Origin of the sequence: Agarivorans sp. 1_MG-2023, assembly GCF_030548385.1 — a bacterium.
Classification (GTDB): Bacteria; Pseudomonadota; Gammaproteobacteria; order Enterobacterales; family Celerinatantimonadaceae; genus Agarivorans.
Map to the genome: position 1 here is coordinate 151,414 of NZ_JAUOSJ010000008.1, position 16,400 is coordinate 167,813.

General features: G+C 44.7%; 19 protein-coding genes and 1 other RNA gene. 7 read left to right on the top strand and 13 right to left on the bottom strand.

Annotated elements, in window-relative coordinates:
- The 3 genes from mraZ to rsmI all read right to left on the bottom strand — a co-directional run bounded on the left by mraZ (position 1) and on the right by rsmI (position 2,068).
- On the bottom strand, positions 1-456 hold the full coding sequence (gene mraZ, locus Q4592_RS13430; RefSeq protein WP_303513904.1) for a division/cell wall cluster transcriptional repressor MraZ: 456 nt from the start codon (positions 454-456) through the stop codon (positions 1-3).
- 347 nt (positions 457-803) lie between these two features.
- Positions 804-1,187, bottom strand: an RNA gene (gene rnpB, locus Q4592_RS13435) — RNase P RNA component class A.
- Positions 1,188-1,228: 41 nt separating this feature from the next.
- Entirely contained in the window at positions 1,229-2,068 is an 840-nt protein-coding gene (gene rsmI, locus Q4592_RS13440) for a 16S rRNA (cytidine(1402)-2'-O)-methyltransferase (RefSeq protein WP_303513906.1), read from the bottom strand.
- Positions 2,069-2,207: 139 nt separating this feature from the next.
- Between rsmI and Q4592_RS13445 the strand changes: the two genes are divergently transcribed.
- From Q4592_RS13445 to dolP, 4 genes are read left to right on the top strand one after another with little or no spacing between them, the layout of a single operon-like run.
- On the top strand, positions 2,208-4,097 hold the full coding sequence (locus tag Q4592_RS13445; protein ID WP_303513907.1) for a penicillin-binding protein activator: 1,890 nt from the start codon (positions 2,208-2,210) through the stop codon (positions 4,095-4,097).
- A complete protein-coding gene (locus Q4592_RS13450; RefSeq protein ID WP_303513908.1) occupies positions 4,090-4,437 on the top strand; it encodes a YraN family protein in 348 nt (115 codons plus the stop codon). Before Q4592_RS13445 ends, Q4592_RS13450 begins: the two co-directional genes overlap by 8 nt.
- A gap of 1 nt (position 4,438) precedes the next feature.
- Positions 4,439-5,029, top strand: coding sequence for an SIS domain-containing protein (locus Q4592_RS13455; protein WP_303513909.1), 591 nt, complete (start codon positions 4,439-4,441; stop codon positions 5,027-5,029).
- A gap of 3 nt (positions 5,030-5,032) precedes the next feature.
- A complete protein-coding gene (gene dolP / locus Q4592_RS13460; RefSeq protein ID WP_303513911.1) occupies positions 5,033-5,605 on the top strand; it encodes a division/outer membrane stress-associated lipid-binding lipoprotein in 573 nt (190 codons plus the stop codon).
- A 44-nt stretch (positions 5,606-5,649) separates the two neighbouring features.
- Here the strand turns inward: dolP and Q4592_RS13465 are convergent, their stop codons facing one another.
- From Q4592_RS13465 to zapE, 8 genes are all read right to left on the bottom strand, one after another.
- Complete coding sequence (locus Q4592_RS13465) at positions 5,650-6,051, bottom strand: ClpXP protease specificity-enhancing factor (protein WP_303513912.1); 402 nt, start codon at positions 6,049-6,051, stop codon at positions 5,650-5,652.
- An 11-nt stretch (positions 6,052-6,062) separates the two neighbouring features.
- Positions 6,063-6,698 carry a stringent starvation protein SspA gene (sspA, locus tag Q4592_RS13470; protein WP_137673666.1) on the bottom strand — a complete coding sequence of 212 codons (636 nt, stop codon included), beginning with the start codon at positions 6,696-6,698 and terminating at the stop codon, positions 6,063-6,065.
- 86 nt (positions 6,699-6,784) lie between these two features.
- Entirely contained in the window at positions 6,785-7,519 is a 735-nt protein-coding gene (locus tag Q4592_RS13475; protein WP_303514037.1) for a cytochrome c1, read from the bottom strand.
- On the bottom strand, positions 7,519-8,730 hold the full coding sequence (locus tag Q4592_RS13480) for a cytochrome bc complex cytochrome b subunit (RefSeq protein ID WP_137673665.1): 1,212 nt from the start codon (positions 8,728-8,730) through the stop codon (positions 7,519-7,521). Before Q4592_RS13480 ends, Q4592_RS13475 begins: the two co-directional genes overlap by 1 nt.
- A 1-nt stretch (position 8,731) precedes the next feature.
- Positions 8,732-9,322: a ubiquinol-cytochrome c reductase iron-sulfur subunit gene (gene petA, locus Q4592_RS13485; RefSeq protein ID WP_137673664.1), complete on the bottom strand. Its 591-nt coding sequence runs from the start codon at positions 9,320-9,322 to the stop codon at positions 8,732-8,734.
- 242 nt (positions 9,323-9,564) lie between these two features.
- A complete protein-coding gene (gene rpsI / locus Q4592_RS13490; protein WP_040306930.1) occupies positions 9,565-9,957 on the bottom strand; it encodes a 30S ribosomal protein S9 in 393 nt (130 codons plus the stop codon).
- 17 nt (positions 9,958-9,974) lie between these two features.
- The gene (gene rplM / locus Q4592_RS13495; RefSeq protein WP_137673663.1) at positions 9,975-10,403 is read right to left on the bottom strand and encodes a 50S ribosomal protein L13; all 429 of its coding nucleotides are present in this window, start codon (positions 10,401-10,403) and stop codon (positions 9,975-9,977) included.
- A 192-nt stretch (positions 10,404-10,595) separates the two neighbouring features.
- Positions 10,596-11,714, bottom strand: coding sequence for a cell division protein ZapE (gene zapE / locus Q4592_RS13500; protein WP_303513921.1), 1,119 nt, complete (start codon positions 11,712-11,714; stop codon positions 10,596-10,598).
- A gap of 107 nt (positions 11,715-11,821) precedes the next feature.
- Here zapE and Q4592_RS13505 point away from each other — a divergent pair, with 107 nt between their 5' ends.
- The 3 genes from Q4592_RS13505 to degS all read left to right on the top strand — a co-directional run bounded on the left by Q4592_RS13505 (position 11,822) and on the right by degS (position 14,869).
- Positions 11,822-12,229 (top strand): YhcB family protein, encoded by a 408-nt coding sequence (locus tag Q4592_RS13505; RefSeq protein ID WP_137673661.1) that lies wholly within the window; start codon positions 11,822-11,824, stop codon positions 12,227-12,229.
- 80 nt (positions 12,230-12,309) lie between these two features.
- On the top strand, positions 12,310-13,677 hold the full coding sequence (locus Q4592_RS13510; RefSeq protein ID WP_303513924.1) for a DegQ family serine endoprotease: 1,368 nt from the start codon (positions 12,310-12,312) through the stop codon (positions 13,675-13,677).
- Between the two features lie 97 nt (positions 13,678-13,774).
- A complete protein-coding gene (degS, locus tag Q4592_RS13515) occupies positions 13,775-14,869 on the top strand; it encodes an outer membrane-stress sensor serine endopeptidase DegS (protein WP_303513926.1) in 1,095 nt (364 codons plus the stop codon).
- On the opposite strand, the gene murA is transcribed toward degS, so the two are convergent.
- Entirely contained in the window at positions 14,853-16,118 is a 1,266-nt protein-coding gene (gene murA / locus Q4592_RS13520) for a UDP-N-acetylglucosamine 1-carboxyvinyltransferase (RefSeq protein WP_303513928.1), read from the bottom strand. The genes degS and murA overlap by 17 nt on opposite strands.
- A 15-nt stretch (positions 16,119-16,133) precedes the next feature.
- A complete protein-coding gene (locus Q4592_RS13525; RefSeq protein ID WP_137673657.1) occupies positions 16,134-16,388 on the bottom strand; it encodes a BolA family protein in 255 nt (84 codons plus the stop codon).
- Between the last annotated feature and the right edge of the window lie 12 nt (positions 16,389-16,400).

Here is a 16,400-nt window from a genome sequence, read left to right on the forward strand (position 1 = left end):
CTAAAGTGAAAAATCCTTTAGGTTATCGGTTAACATATCAACGTCCTCTTCTAGGGCAATATCTGCAACAATTTGTTGCTGCCATTGCTCGTCTGACCATAACTCAAACTTATTGAGTTGCCCGACTAGCATAATTTTTTTCTCCAAGCTGGCATGTTGGCGCAGCGGAGGCGGAATAAGCAAACGGCCGTTTTTATCCATTTCACAATCATCGGCATAGCCCAATAGCAAACGCTGCAAGCGGCGCTCGGCAGGATTCATGCTAGAAAGGCGTTTAAGTTTGCGCTCTATTTCTTCCCATTCGGCTAATGGATAAAGCAATAAACAACGATGATTAATGTCGATGGTGCACACCATTTGCCCGTGGCACTCGTCCATCAACCACTCGCGATAACGGGTCGGCATTGTAAGCCGTCCTTTCGCGTCTAGATTGATTGAGCTGGCACCACGTAACATCAGTGTTAATTCCCCATTTATCCCTAACTAAATTCAGTTGTTGGTCAAATAGATCCACTTAGATCCACTTTATCCCACAATTCACTAAGTTTAAGGACGAGTCTCCCCCTTTGCAAGCGACCTTGAGCAAGAAAATGAACAAATTTCCACCAACTTTAAATAAGAAAAGGCTAAAGACTTGATATACAAAGCAGCAAGGCAGATTTGCTATAAAAAATAATTCAAATTAAATGTCGTTTTTTTGTTTAAAGACAAACAGTGAAGGCTGAGTTAGCAGAGATTCGCTCGCAGTTTTTAATGATAAAAACAGAAAAGCCCTGTTGGCATAGCAACAGGGCTTTAAAATTAGAGGGAGTTGGCCGATAAGCCGGGTTTTGTCGTGAACAACCATTCGTCTAGGCCGTTAATTGCTTAACGGCTCAAGCAGCCTACCCGCCCCCAACGCGGGTCGCGCCTTAAGGGGGCCTATTTGGCCTTGCTCCGGGTGGAGTTTACCTCGCCGCAATCTGTTACCAGATGCGCGGTGCGCTCTTACCGCACCCTTTCAGCCTTACCTGTACTCACGAATGAGCCATCGGCGGTCTTCTCTCTGCTGCACTTGTCGTGGGCTCGCGCCCCCCAGGCGTTACCTGGCACCCTACCCTATAGAGCCCGGACTTTCCTCCCCTTCGCCCGTCTGCCACTCTCGAAAGAGCACACAACGACGAAGCAGCGGTTGTCTAGCCAACTCCGGTGGCGGACTATAGCAAACTATAAGCAGCAAGAATAGCGCTTATTCTGCTTGTTTTAAGCCATATTCATAAAGCGCGTTTTTCTTCAATCCGTAGATTTTAGCGGTAAGCGCGGCCGCCTTTTTTAAAGGCAATTCGGTTTGCAATAATTTAAGCGTATCTAAAGCGTCTACCGGTAATTGATCACTGTTTTTTTGGTGCCCCGACACCACCAACACTATTTCACCTTTCTGTTGATTGGCATCCGCCTTTACCCACGCTAATAGCTCGGCGGCCGGTAACGACTTTATCGTTTCAAAGGTTTTAGTGATTTCGCGCGCCATCACAACCTGACGCTCATCCCCTAAACACAAAACTATATCCGCCAAGCTATCAACGATACGGTGAGGTGACTCGTAATACACAACCGTACGCGTTTCTTGTCGTAACTCGTTAAGTCGCTCTTGGCGCGCTTTAGTTTTAGCAGGTAGAAAGCCTTCATATAGAAAGCGGTCAGTAGGCAAACCAGCTACCGATAAAGCCGCTATCGCCGCACATGCGCCCGGTAATGGCACCACTGGGTAACCTTTCGCTCGAAAAGCATTGACCAAATGATAACCAGGGTCATTAATCAGTGGCGTGCCAGCGTCAGACACTAGAGCAATGTCTTTACCCTCCAACAGGTTTTGCTCTAACCAAGCAATTTTTTGCTGTTCGTTATGGTCGTGCACGGCAACACACCGAGTACCAATTTCGTAGTGGGACAATAAACGACCGGTATTGCGAGTGTCCTCTGCCGCAATCATCGATACGTTTTTTAGCACCTCGATAGCACGTAATGTAATATCAGCCAAATTGCCGATGGGAGTTGCCACAATATATAAGGTGCCGATAGCTGACATAAACTAACCTCTGGTAAAAACGGCCTCTACTTTAATCAAAAGCGTCACTTGCCTCAATCTTTCGCCACTTCGATTGTAGATTATTTAGCGTTAGGCTCTTAATATATGCACTAACTAATCAATACTAGTGGTATGAACCTTGAAACATAACCTGATTTCAGCGCTACGTTATATCAGTTTAAGCCTTGTGCTTATACTCGCGGCCTGTACAAGTGGCCCAACCAAGCCACCCGTTGTTGCTATTGAATTACCGTCAATTGCACTTGCGCCAGAACATAACGCAGAATTTTACTTGGATCAGGCCAGCATCGCGCCGGTTGAACAAAGCTTTGAGTGGGAGTTGCTTGCGGCTAAAGCCTACTACCAGCAAGGTATGTATCAAGCAGGTGATGCGGTAACCACATCACTCAGTAAACAGGCCGCCACGCCCAAACAAGCAGCAGGTTTACGAATCGTGCAAGCCTATGCTCAACAGCAGCAAGGCAATTACACAAAAGCGCTGGGCATATTAGATTTTGATCCACTTTGGCAACTGCCTGATGATTACTGGTTTGCTTATTACCTGAGCCGTGGTGATATCTACCAACAACAAAACAACCCGCTAGCCGCAGCAGGCGCATATATTGAGCTAGACCGCTACTTAGCAGAAGAGTCTCGCGAAGGTAACCACCAAAACATTTGGCAACAACTTAAACCACTAACAGCATTTACCCTGCGCAGCTTTCAGCAACCTGGAAACGAGCTAAGAAACGGCTGGTTAGAAATTGTAGCGATTAGTAATGAACCCAAGCAATCTCCAGAAAAATTGATTGCTACTCTACAAAATTGGAAAACTGATTACCCAGAGCACCCAGCTCTAGACTATGTCGGCGGTGATTTGGCTAAAGCATTAAGCATTAGTCCTTACGCCCCTAAAAAAATCGCCGTGTTGTTGCCATTAACCGGTAAGTATCAAAGCAACGCTTTAGCGGTAAAAGACGGCCTAGTATCGGCTTTCTTAGATCAACAAAGCGAGTTTTATAGTGATGCCGAGTTGGTATTTTACGACACTCAAGCCCAGGCTATGGAAACACTATATCCACAATTGGAGCTAGACCAAATAGACTTTATTGTTGGGCCATTGCTTAAATCGCAGCTACGTAGCTTGGTAAATCTTGCCCCGAGCATGCCAGTGTTTGCACTTAACGATATTCAAGCGACCGAAAATGACGCTCAATTCTTCTTTCCGTTGTCTCCAGAAGACGAAGCTAAACAAGCCGCGCAATTCATGGCTCAGCGAGAAGAACAAAACCCACTTATTTTAGCGCCACAAAGTAGCTTGGGCACTCGCATGGGAGAAGCCTTTAGTGAAGAGTGGAAACTGCATTCAAGTTCACCGGTAGATGTTGTTTTTTACGCAAACCGCAACGATTTACAGCGTGCGGTACGCAAGCTGTTACACACTGATACCAGCCAACAACGCATTAGTCAGTTTAAACAAATTGTTGGCCAAGATATTGAAGCCGAAGTACGTTCTCGCAGTGATGCAAATTCGCTGTACTTAGTCGGTACCAATACTGAAACCAAACTGATAAAGGCCTTTATTGATGTTACCGTAAGCCCCTTTGCTGTTAGCCCACGTTTATATGCAAGCTCGCGCAGCTACGATAAAAATGATGAGACCAGCGAGAATGAGTTAGACGGTATTTACATTAGTGAGATGCCTTGGATACTTGAACAACAGTCGGTGAACTCGATTCGCCACCAACAGCTATGGCCGAGTTCATCAGACTCGCAAAAACGCCTGTATGGCCTAGGTTACGATGCTTACAGCTTAATTAACCAATTGGCGCAGATGCGTGGTTACTCTGAGTACCAGTTTAAAGGCTTAACTGGAAATCTAAGCGTTGACCAACAAGGTTTAGTCGTACGCCAGCTAACGTGGACACAGTATAAAAATGGCCAATTGGTTCCCTTGGAAATTCAAGCTGACACGATTCAAGAAAGCACTGTTCAAGAAAGCAATATTCAAGAAAGTCCAGTTGAATAAAGGCCAAGCCGCCGAACAACAAGCGGCTGATTACCTAAAACAACAAGGGCTAAGGCTGGTCGAGCAGAACTATCATTGCCGACGAGGCGAAATAGATTTAATTTGTAAGCAGGCTGACACCTGGGTATTTGTTGAAGTTAAATACCGAAAAAGCCGTGATTTTGGCGGCGCAGTAGCAGCAGTTGATCAGCATAAAATACGCCGAATATTGCTAAGTGCGCAACACTACTTACAACAACAAAATTTGAACCAATTTGATACTGCCATGCGTTTTGACGTAGTGGCCATTCAGGAACAAGCACCGCACTTGGAATGGTTCCAAAACGCCTTTGGGGAATGAGATGCAAGAACGAATAAAAGAAATCTTTAGAGAAAGCATTCAGACAAAAATAGCCGCAGCCGAGGCCCTACCTGATGCTATTGAAAAGGCCACTATTATTATTGCGCAAGCTTTACTTAATGGTAATAAATTGCTGATTGCAGGCAATGGCTCGGCAGCAGCACTAGCTCAACAGTTCTCGGCCAACTTAGTCAACCGCTTTGATACCGAACGCCCAAGCTTACCGGCATTGGCCTTAAGTACCGACAGCTCAGTGTTGTCAGCTATCGCTAACGATTACTCTTTTGATGAAGTATTTGCCAAGCAAATTCGCGCTCTAGGGCAACAAGGCGACATTTTGGTGGCCATTTCAGACTCAGGCAACTGCCGTAATGTGATTAAAGCCATGGAGGCTGCGGTGAATCGCGACATGAGTATTATTGGCCTTACTGGTAAAGATGGCGGAGAAATGGCAGGTTTACTTAGCGAGCAAGATGTAGAGATTAGAGTACCAGGCGAGCAAAGTGTTCGAATCAACGAAGTACACTTACTGGCCCTAAATAGTTTATGTGATTTAGTCGACCGTACGTTGTTTCCCCAACAAGAGGATTAGAGGATGTTACGTTTAGTCAGCATTATCGTTTTAGCCGGGCTGCTTCAAGCTTGCGCTGGAGCGGTGGTAGTAGGAGCAGGGGTTGCCGCAGGCGCAGCCACCGACAGACGCACAATTGGCACTCAGTTTGACGACCAAGGGATTGAGCTACAAGCATTAAATGCCTTAGGTCAATCAGATGAGATTTGGCGTAACAGTAAACTTTCTGTTGTGGCCTTAAATGGTCGAACATTAATTGTTGGGCAAACACCAAGCGAAGAAAACTTTAACCAAATTACCCAAATTGTAAAAGAGGTTGAAGGAGTTCAGCAGGTACTGAATGAAGTTCGTATCAAGCCCCCCGTCTCACTGGGTGTACGCAGTAACGATTCGTGGATCACCACCAAAGTGAAGTTTAAGATATACGAAGACAGTAAGCTTCCGCCAGGAAAAATCAAAGTAATCACAGAAGATAGCGAAGTGTTTTTGATTGGTGTTGTTACTGCTCAAGAAGAGAGCCTAGCCATTGATATTGCCAGACATGAAACAGGTGTAAGCAAAGTCATTAAGGTATTTGAGTTAGTAGACGAAAGCTAAACGCTCAATTTAAGACACAAAAAAAGCGCCAATTGGCGCTTTTTTTATTTAACGATCGTTAGCGTAGGTTTCTTTGGTGGTTCTTCTACCACCTCAGTCTGTACATCGCTTTCAAGCTCTTCTGCTGGCTCGTAAGCAGCTTCAGGCTCAAATACCGTACCAGCGCCATTCTCGCGAGCGTAAATGGCTACAACCGCGGCCATGGGCACATACACTTGAAAAGGCTTACCGCCAAACCGCGCACTAAAGCCAACATGCTCCAAATCCATACTGAATGCACCTACCGCAGAGGGGGCAATATTCAATACTATCTGTCCGTCATTAACAAACTGACTGGGAACCGTTACGTTGCTTTGCGTTGCGTCTACCACCAAATGCGGTGTTAATTCGTTATCTAACAACCAGTCGAAAAAAGCCTTAAGTAAATAAGGCCTATTTGGTGTCATCTCGCTAGTCATTAACCTAAGAACCCATCGCGAATTTCGCGTTCAGAATCAGTTAATGATGCTTGGAAAGATTCACGGTCGAATACACGGATCATGTAAGACTTAATCTCTTTAGAACCATTACCTACAAGCTCAATACCTAAAGTAGGTAAGCGCCACAATAAAGGTGCTAGGTAGCAATCTACTAAGCTAAATTCTTCACTCATGAAGTAAGGCATTTCAGCAAAAACAGGAGCGATACCAATTAAGCTTTCGGTTAATTGTTTGCGCGCTGCATCAGCGTTGTCGCCTTTTTCAATTTGCTCAACCAATGTATACCAGTCATTTTTGATGCGGTGCATCATTAAACGACTTGAACCACGAGATACAGGATAAACCGGCATTAGTGGCGGATGAGGAAAACGCTCGTCTAAATATTCCATAATGATCTGAGATTGGTATAACACCAATTCACGATCAACCAAGGTAGGAACAGAGCTGTACGGATTCAAATCAATCAAATCTTCCGGCAAGTTATCCGGGTCAACCTGATTAATTTCTACGCTGACGCCTTTCTCAGCCAATACGATACGTACCTGATGACTATATAAGTCGTTAGCACCAGAGTATAGCGTCATTACCGAACGCTTGTTGGCAGCTACAGCCATTGAATCCTCCAAAAACCATCAAAAATAAATACACAAACGGCAACAGCATAAATGCTATTGCCGATAAACAAATACTAGCTTATGACTTAGTGTACGTCGCGCCAGTATTCTTTCTTCAATAGATAACTAATAATAAAGAAGATAAACAGGAACCCTAACACCCAATAACCTAGGCGTTTACGCTCTAGCTGAATCGGTTCAGCTGAATAAACCAAGAAGTTAACGAGGTCTAATACTGCGTGGTCATATTCATCGTCGCTCATCTCACCGCTACCATCTGATTCGATGCCAACATAGATTTGCTGTTCTTCACCATCAATCATTCTTGTTTCGTAGACTGCATTAGGTACACCTTGCAACTCTTGCAATACGTGTGGCATACCAACACTTGGGAAAACTTTGTTATTCACCCCAAATGGACGAGTCTCATCAACGTAAAATGTACGTAGGTAGGTATAAACCCAATCTGCTCCACGCACTCGAGCAACTAAAGTTAAATCTGGTGCTGGAGCACCAAACCATTTAGCTGCATCATCTTCCTGAATCGCATTTTCCATCAATTCACCCGGCTTTACCCCGGTAAAAATCAAGTTTTCTTCCATTAATTTAACTGGAATACCTAAATCTTCAGCTACGCGGTTATAACGTTGGTACTGAGTACTGTGACAACCGAAGCAATAGTTCATGAACAACTTAGCACCATTTTGCAACGAGGCGTTGTCAGTCAGGTCGTAATTGGCTTTGTCTAAGTGTACGTTGCCACCCGCCCCAAACGCTAAGCTAGGGACAAGTAACGCTAATGCTAAAAAGACATTCTTCATCATTTAGTTACCCTATCTGGAAGTGGCTTAGTTTTCTCATTCTTGCTGTAAATCCAGAGTAATAAGAAATAGGCAAAGTAACCAAAAGAGGTGATTTGCGCCAATAACGTTAGAGCAGGAGTCGAAGGCAATACACCTAGAACCCCCAAGATAATGAAACAAATTACAAACTGTGCAATGTTTAGTTTATGTATGGTGCTGCGATAACGAATCGACTTAACCTTACAACGGTCTAACCACGGCAGAACAAACAGCACTGCGATAGACAAGCCCATCATTACTACACCCAATAGTTTATCAGGGACCGCACGCAAAATGGCGTAAAACGGTGTGAAATACCAAACGGGGGCAATATGGTCCGGTGTTTTCAGAGGGTTAGCCGCTTCAAAGTTTGGTTTTTCGAGGAAATAACCTCCACCATCAGGGAAGAAGAACATCACCCAACAGAAGAAGAACAAGAAGCCTACAATCGCCGCTAAGTCTTTTACTGTAAAGTACGGGTGGAAAGGAATACCATCCTTTGGCCAACCGTTTTCATCTTTGTTCTCTTTAATTTCGATGCCGTCTGGGTTATTCGACCCTACTTCATGCAAAGCAACAATATGTAAGAACACCAACATAACCAATACTAGTGGCAGTGCAATAACATGCAGTGCAAAGAACCGGTTAAGGGTTGCGCCCGAGATTACGTAGTCACCACGTATCCATAGGGTTAAATCATCGCCAATAACGGGGATAGCCCCAAATAGCGAGATAATTACCTGCGCGCCCCAGTAGGACATTTGCCCCCAAGGTAACAAGTAACCCATAAAGGCTTCAGCCATTAATACCAAGAAAATTAACATCCCGAACAACCAAATCAGTTCGCGAGGTTTCTGGTAAGAGCCGTAAATTAAACCGCGGTACATATGCAAATAAATCACAACAAAGAAGGCTGAAGCCCCCGTTGAATGCATATATCGCAGTAGCCAGCCATATTCCACATCACGCATGATGTATTCAATAGAGGCAAAAGCACCATCGCCAGATGGGTTGTAATTCATGGTTAGCCAAATCCCAGTAAGGATTTGGTTAACTAATACCACCATGGCGATAAAGCCAAAAATATACCAAAAGTTGAAGTTTTTTGGCGTTGGGTATTGGCCCACATGTTTGTTGTAGGTCTTGGTCAACGGGATCCGTTCATCGATCCAACCGATAAGTGCCTTCATCTTATGCCTCTCCCTGGTCCAAACCGACCAAAATGGTTGTTTCATCAACGTAGTGATGAGGAGGTACAACCAAATTCAGTGGTGCGGGTACACTTTGGAAAACCCGTCCAGCCATATCAAATTTCGAACCATGACATGGACAGAAGAATCCGTATTCAACACCTTGAACTTGCTCACCAAAGCTACCAGGTAAGTAAGTAGGTGAACAACCGAGGTGAGTACACAAACCAACACCAATGAACAGCTCAGGCTTAATTGAGCGATGCACATTAACTGTGTATTCGGGCTGTTGAGGCTCCTCAGAGTCAGGATCTCGTAACTTGTCACCAAGGGTGTTCAAGTTATCGAGAACCGATTGAGGACGGCTAACCACCCAAACAGGCTTACCACGCCATTCTACACGTAGTAATTGTCCAGGTTCTATTTTGCTAACATCCACTTCTACCGGTGCTCCAGCTGCTTTAGCTTTGGCACTCGGATTCCATGAACTGATAAAAGGTACTGCGGCAAACGTTGCTCCTACACCACCGACAACAGCTGTTGTCCAGGTTAGGAAGCGACGACGGCCAGCATCGACAGGAGCGTTGCTCATCCAATGTCTCTCCGGTAAGGATCCGCGCAATTATTGTAATTTTCCTTGCGGCATGCTGCACAAGGTAGCGTTTTTCTGCTACTGGTAGCGTTTACTTGCTACTACATTATTGCAGGTAAATGCGAACAAAATAGTAATAAAAAACACACAAATTGACAAGGGAAATCAAGGTTTTTAACCTTTTAGAATAAAGAAAAGCCCGGCATAGCCGAGCTTTTTTGTAACACGAATGTGCGTAGCAATTAACGTTTAGAGAACTGCGGACGACGACGTGCTTTACGTAGACCAACTTTCTTACGCTCAACTTTACGAGCATCGCGAGTAACGAAGCCAGCTTTACGTAATTCAGGACGTAGACTTTCGTCGTATTCCATTAGTGCACGTGTAATACCGTGACGGATAGCACCAGCTTGACCAGTTGTGCCACCACCTTTAACTGTAACGAGTAAGTCAACTTTTTCTAACAATTCAGTTAGTTCAAGTGGTTGACGAACTACCATACGAGCAGTTTCACGGCCAAAGTAAACGTCCAAAGTGCGGTTGTTTACAGTGATGTTACCACTACCTGCTTTTAAAAATACGCGAGCAGTAGAGCTTTTGCGACGGCCAGTGCCGTAGTATTGATTCTCAGCCATTATTAAAATTCCGTAACTTAAATGTCTAATACTTGTGGTTGCTGAGCCGCATGAGTGTGCTCAGGTCCAGCGAATACTTTCAGTTTACGGAACATTGCACGGCCTAGAGGACCTTTTGGCAACATACCTTTCACTGCAGACTGGATAACACGCTCAGGTGCTTTATCGATTAACTTTTCAAAGCTAATTGATTTTAAGCCACCAGGGTAACCAGTGTGCGAGTGGTAAATTTTACCTTTCGCTTTGTTGCCCGTTACGGCTACTTTCTCAGCGTTGATTACGACGATGTAATCGCCAGTATCTACGTGAGGAGTATATTCAGCTTTATGCTTACCGCGTAGGCGAGAAGCGATTTCAGTTGCGATACGACCCAGAGTTTTACCATCTGCATCTACAACGTACCAGTCGCGTTTTACGCTGTCTGGCTTGGCTACAAAAGTTTTCATTTGTATATATAACCCAAAATAACTGTTACACACGTGTTTGTGAAAATCACAAACGTGAAAATAGCCACTCATGGTATCCCTTCGAATACGGAGTAGACTTGACTGTTAGTGCCACCAAATCGGTGACATGTAACGTGGGGTGGCAAGATTATAGGGGAAGTACAAAAAAAAACCACCTTTAATCTAGATTATTTAAGGTAAGTGTTCTCTTTCTAGATATTCGTGAGACTGCATTTCTTGTAAACGAGACAAACAGCGTTCAAATTCAAAACTTAAGCGTCCCCCTTTATACAATTTCTCTAGCGCCACCTCGGCAGCAATAATAAGCGTAACATTACGCTCATAAAACTCGTCAATTAGGGCAATAAAGCGGCGAGCAGCGTCGTCATTTTTAGCACCCATGGCCACCACGCCCGATAGCAATACCGTGTGGTAGAGCCTTGCCAACTCAATGTAATCTAATTGACTACGCGCGCCTTCACACAGTTCAGCAAACTCTATGTGCAATACACTGTCGGCTTCATTGACAAAATTAATCATCCGTTGATTTATTTCAATTTGACCAAGTTGCTGGCGAGGCTCGTTAGACAATTGTAAAAAATATTGCGCCAGATTTTGTTCGGCTTGTTTATCTAAAGGGTAATGATAAATCTCAGCCTCATTAAGGGTACGCATTCTATAATCACTACCACCATCTACATTCAGTATTTGGCAGTGTTGTTGAATTAACTTTATAGTCGGCATGAAACGCTGACGCTGTAAGCCATTTCGGTAAAGATCTTCAGGTGGAATATTTGAAGTCGCCACCAGCGTAACGCCACGCTCAAACAAGGCCTCAAACAAAGTGCCCAACAGCATTGCGTCGGTAATGTCTGAAACAAAAAACTCGTCAAAACAGATAACCTCTGCTTCAGTAATCAAACGGTCGGCGACTATTTCAAGCGGATTGCTTTGCCCATCAAGGGTTTTGAGTTCGTGATGAACTCGCTGCATAAAGCGGTGAAAATGCACCCGCATTTTACGCTGCTGCGGCAGGCAATTAAAAAAGGTATCCATAAGATAGGTTTTCCCCCTACCTACTCCACCCCACATATAAAGGCCTTGCACACTTTGCTGGCGGGCCACTTCCTGGCTCCTCGAAAAGCGCGCTTTTAGTTTTCCGAATAAGGAAGGTTTGCTTAGTGTTAACGCTGGTTTATCAGAGAGTTGTTCGTAAACTCTTTGTAGCTGAGCTACTGCAAAGGCTTGTGCATTGTCTTTTACAAAATCATCACGTTGCAGATCTTGCTCATATTGTAGCTGTGGAGTCATCCTTTCCCTATTCCCAAAACCCGCAAAAATTAGACCAAAATTGATAGTACCATGTGAAACCATTCTCAAGTATATTGAAAGTTCATCAAGACCAACAAAGGAATAATATGAGCGCAATTAGCAGTATGATTTTTCTTCTTATTGGTGTCGCTATTGGTTTCTTCCTTAGTCGTATGGCATCTAAACCAGCCGGAACTAACGACGCCAGCATGAAGCAAGAGTTAGCACAAAACAAAGCCGAATTAGATAGCTATAAAGAGCAAGTTCAGGAGCACTTTTCTACCAGTGCCCAACTACTTGAAGATATGGCTAAGCAGTACCAAGGCATTTACGAGCATATGGCAAGTCAGTCAAAATCATTGATTAGTGATGACGTAGCCCAGCCGCAGCTATTCGCCGATTATCAAGAAAAGTTAGAAGTAGATGACAGCGTTGAATCAAATGACGCGCAGCCTAAAGACTATTCTAACGAGCCATCAGGTTTATTTACCGAAGCGCAGCGTAAAGCTAGCTAAATCATTGAACTTTTTAAACTAAGCAGGGTCTTTAAGATCCTGCTTTTTTATCATGACAACTGTTTATTGAGGGTATTTAAATGAGCAAGTCCACAAAGAAATTTGTCATTTTGCTGTTTTCACTTTTCCTTGGCACCACCACACTGCAAGCTCAGGCTGCACTGCCGTTTTCTGTAGGTGGAGAGCCTCTGCCTAGTTTAGCCCCAGTACTGGAGCAAACCACCCCCGCAGTGGTGAATATCTCAGTTGCGGGGACTAAAGTCTCTCAGCAACAACTCCCAGAGTTATTTAAGTATTTCTTCGGACCCGGTGGTAACCCAGATACTGGCGAACAAGAGCGTCCATTTCAGGGTTTAGGCTCGGGCGTGGTGATTGATGCTAAAAAGGGTTACGTGATTACTAACTATCACGTTATTCATGAAGCTGACGAAATCGTAGTGACCTTAAAAGATGGCCGCACCTTTGAAGCAGAAGTATTAGGCAGTGACCGCCACACCGATATTGCCCTACTAAAAATTGATGCCGACGAGCTGGTTGATATAAAGCTGTCTGATTCTGATGAACTCCGAGTGGGTGACTTTGCCATCGCTATTGGCAATCCATTTGGTCTTGGCCAAACGGTTACCTCAGGCATTGTAAGTGCACTAGGTCGTAGCGGCTTAAATATCGAAAACCTCGAGAACTTTATTCAAACCGATGCCGCCATTAATAGCGGTAACTCAGGTGGCGCGTTAATTAACTTACGCGGTGAGTTAATCGGTATTAACACCGCCATTATCGCCCCTAATGGCGGTAATATTGGCATTGGATTTGCCATCCCAAGCAACATGGTACGTAACCTAGCAGACCAAATTATTGAATTTGGCGAGGTACGCCGCGGCGTATTAGGCGTTACAGGTGGCGAACTAAACAGCGATTTAGCCAAAGCCTTTGGTACCGACTCGCAGCACGGCGCATTTGTAAATCAAGTGATGCAAGGCTCAGCAGCAGATCAAGCAGGCATTAAGCCAGGCGATATTATTATTGCTGTTGATGATAAAAAGGTGAAAAGCTTTGCGGAACTGCGCGCCAAAATAGGCACCATGGGTGCAGGTAAAACCATTAAGATCGGCGCGATTCGAGATGGCGAAGACATTAGTTTTAAAGTTACTTTGCAGCAAGCTGAAGAGCAAAACATTAACGCTAAAGTTATGCATCCAGCCCTAGAAGGCGCGAGTTTGAGCTCTACCGCTAAAGGCGCTGATATTTCTGGCGTAGTGGTCAGTAAAATTCAACGCAACTCAAAGGCCTTTGCTAACGGTTTTGAAGAAGGCGATATTATTATCGGTATTAACAAAATCCGAATTAGCAGCATCGCCGACTTACGCAAGCTACTAGAAACCGAACCCAAAGTACTCGCGGTAAATATTCAACGCGGTGACGAAAACTTGTACCGCATCATTCAGTAAACTGAATAAGCTAACAACGAAGGCGACTTATTAGTCGCCTTTTCTTTTGTCTCTAGAATCAGCGTGCTATGCTGAGACTCTAGCTGGAGAAGAACAATTGTTAGCTATAATCAAGTATTTACTCAAGCCTGCTATTTTTGGTTTAGCGATGGCAATCGGAATTTTGTTTGCCTTCCCTGAGTTTCGGGAGAACAGCAAGCAGCTATTAGACGACTATACCGATACCCCATTGGTTAGTTACGCACAAGCCTCTAGACGAGCAGCTCCTGCCGTTGTAAACATTTATACTCGCAGCTTCCTGCAATCTTATGTGAATGTAGACAGCCAGCTAGAATCTCAAGGTTTGGGATCGGGCGTGATCATGTCGAAACAGGGCTTTGTTTTAACCAATCTGCACGTGATTGCCAATTCAGACCAAATTGTTATTGCCTTACAAGACGGACGAGTATTTAACGCTGAGCTAGTTGGTGGAGACATCATCACTGACTTAGCCGTGCTGAAGATTGACGCCTCGCCAGATTTACCAGTAATTCCACAAAACGACCAACTTGCCACCCAAGTGGGTGACGTAGTACTGGCTATTGGTAACCCCTATAACGTGGGCCAAACGATTACCCAAGGCATTATTAGTGCAGCGGGCCGTAGTGGGATGAGCTCTACCGGTCGTCAAGACTTTCTGCAAACAGATGCTGCTATTAACCGTGGTAATTCTGGCGGTGCCTTAGTCAATACTCGCGGTGAGTTAGTAGGCATTAATACCTCGGCCTATCACTTAAACGATGCAGCAGATACTTACGGTATTAGCTTCGCTATCCCTTTTGTATTAGCTAAAAAAATCATGCAGAGCCTGATTAAAGACGGCACGATTGTGCGTGGTTATTTAGGCTTAGATGGACAAAAAATCACTCCACTGCTGGCTTCACGTCTTAAATTAAATGAAACACGTGGAGTGATTGTTAGTGGTATAGATCCACAAGGGCCAGCGGGAAAAGCAGGTATTTTGGCTAACGATATTTTAGTGAGTTTAGCCGGCCAAGATATTGAATCTATTAAACAGGCCATGGATATTGTTGCCGAAACACGACCAGGTTCAGAGATCATGGTTCGCTTATACAGAAACGGGGAACTGCTAGAGCTCCCCGTTACTATTACCGAACTAAAACTGCCAGTTAGACCTACGAGCGGTCGTTAAAACGCGTAATTTTTGCACCTAATTTAGCAAACTTAGTTTCAATATTTTGATAACCACGGTCGATATGGTAAATCCGGTCGACCACGGTTTCACCTTCAGCCACCAAAGCCGCAATCACTAAGCTTGCAGAAGCACGTAAATCAGTCGCCATTACTTGGGCGCCCGTTAGGTGTTCTGAATGCTTACAAATAGCGGTGTTGCCTTCTAGCTCTATTTCTGCGCCCATACGCATCAACTCGGGTACATGCATAAAACGGTTTTCAAAAATCGTTTCAGTCACATGACCAGTCCCTTCGGCCACAATATTCAGTACCGTGAACTGTGCTTGCATGTCGGTAGGAAACGCTGGGTGCGGCGCAGTTTTAACATTAACCGCTTTAAGTGAGCAGCCTTGCATATCTACTTCAATCCAATCACTGCCACTGCTTACATTTGCCCCCGCTTCTTCAAGCTTGGCCAATACCGATTCCATCAATGTAGGGTCGGTATGAGTACAACGCACTTTACCGCCCGTTACCGCTGCACCCACTAAGTAAGTACCGGTTTCAATACGGTCTGGCAATACACTGTACTCACCGCTGTGTAGGCTGTCTACGCCAGTAATTACGATAGTATCTGTACCCGCACCTTTAATATCGGCGCCAAGGGTGTTTAAGAAGTCGGCTAGGTCTACCACTTCAGGTTCACGAGCAGCGTTTTCAATAATGGTTTCGCCTTCAGCTAACGCCGCCGCCATCATCAGGTTTTCAGTGCCAGTTACGCTCACCATATCCATGAAGATTCGGGCGCCCTTCAAGCGGCCGTCTACACGGGCTTTTACATAACCGTCTTCAACACTCATGTTGGCTTGCATTAGCTCCAAACCATGAATGTGCAAATTAACTGGACGTGCACCAATGGCACAACCACCAGGTAGTGATACGTCGGCTTCACCATAGCGGGCAACCAATGGGCCTAGTGCCATAATCGATGCGCGCATGGTTTTTACCAAATCGTAAGGCGCAACAAAGTCATTAGCTTTACCGGCTTTAACAATCACGGTCTCGCCGCTGACTTCGACTTCGCGGCCTAAATGCTCAAGCATTTTACAGGTTGTGCCAATGTCTCTTAGTTGAGGGACATTGTGCAAGGTCACTTGCTCTTCACATAACAAGGTAGCAAAAAGGATCGGCAATGCCGCATTTTTTGCACCAGAGATGGCCACTTCGCCTTCTAAACGACAGCCACCTTCAATTCTAAACTTATCCACAACTACTCCTAGCGACTACAGTTGGCCAAATTTTTGTTGCTTTTGCCATTCATCAGGAGTGAACGCCTTAATCCCTAAAGCGTGAATTTCGTTACTCGCAATGTACTCTTTCAGTGGTGCGTATACCGCTTGTTGTTTTTTAACGCGCGATAGTTCCGTAAACATTGCACCAACAGCAACAACTTGAAAGTGATTACCTTCCCCAGTTACTTGCACATGGTCTAGCTCAAGCGCTTGCGATAAAATTTGTTCAATTTGTTCTGGTTGCATTATAACGCTCCG